Source organism: Pseudomonas sp. (genome assembly GCF_050739655.1).
Taxonomy (GTDB): Bacteria; Pseudomonadota; Gammaproteobacteria; order Pseudomonadales; family Pseudomonadaceae; genus Aquipseudomonas.
This window is the reverse complement of record NZ_JBOIBY010000442.1, coordinates 1-1,049: the sequence shown is the minus strand read 5'-3', so window position 1 is coordinate 1,049 and position 1,049 is coordinate 1. Positions and strand designations below refer to the sequence as shown.

At 61.4% G+C, this 1,049-nt stretch carries 1 protein-coding gene; it reads left to right on the top strand.

Annotated features, from left to right (window positions below):
• Nucleotides 1-96: 96 nt before the first annotated feature.
• Nucleotides 97-972: a formylglycine-generating enzyme family protein gene (locus tag ACRESJ_RS21290; RefSeq protein WP_431759662.1), complete on the top strand. Its 876-nt coding sequence runs from the start codon at nt 97-99 to the stop codon at nt 970-972.
• Nucleotides 973-1,049: the final 77 nt, after the last annotated feature.

Below are 1,049 nucleotides of genomic sequence, written 5' to 3'. Positions count from 1 at the left end.
CAACATTGTTGTCGACTGACACACCGCTTTCGCGAGCAAGCCCGCTCCCACAATGGACCTCGCACGACACCTATTTTTCTTTGATCGAGATGACTCATGAACAGTGATCTGCTGTCTCCCTTCAAGGCCCTCGCCTTGACCGCGCTGCTGGCTGGTCTGCTGCCCGCTGCAGCCCAAGCCGCCACTCCCCCACCACCCGGCAAAGTCTTCAAAGACTGCAAGAACTGCCCGGAAATGGTCGTCCTCCCCGCTGGCACTTTCACCATGGGTACCCCGGATGACGAAGTCGGCCGCGAGCCCGATGAAGGGCCGATGCATGACGTGACCTTCGCCAAATCCTTCGCCATGAGCCGCTTCCAGATCACGGCCGGCGAATGGGACAGTTACGTGAAAGAGAGCGGCGTGACCATCGCCAACGGCGATACCCGGCCCGGTCGCGAGTGCATCGCCAGCAAGCCGCGCTACCCGCAGAGCCCACGCCAGCCAGCGGTGTGCATGAACTTCGACGACGTCAAAAACTATGTCGCCTGGCTGTCGAAAAAGACCGGGCAGACATACAGCATGGTCAGCGAAGCCCAGCGCGAATACGCCGCACGCGGTGGCACCAAAGGCCCCTTCCCCTTCCCGTTCGATGAAGGCAAGCCATACAGCATCGCCAAACACGCCAACACCTACGGGCCCGCAGACGGCTACAGCTACAGCTCACCGGTGGGCAGTTATCCACCGAACGCCTTCGGCATGTACGACATGCATGGCAACGTGTACGAGTGGGTCGAAGACTGCGAGCACCCCGACTACGTCGGCGCCCCCACCGATGGCAGCGCCTGGCTGGAACCCAACTGCGAAGCCGTGCGCATCCGCGGCAACGACTGGGGTGAAGCGCCCGTGTTCTCCCGCTCGGGCAACCGCAACAGCCAGTATCCGCAGGAGCGAGGGGACTGGATTGGTTTTCGCGTCGTGCGCCAGCTCTAAAGAACACCATTTTCCCCTGTGGGAGCGAGCCTGCTCGCGATGGCGGCTTTTCAGTCGACAGTGATGTTGATTGAAAG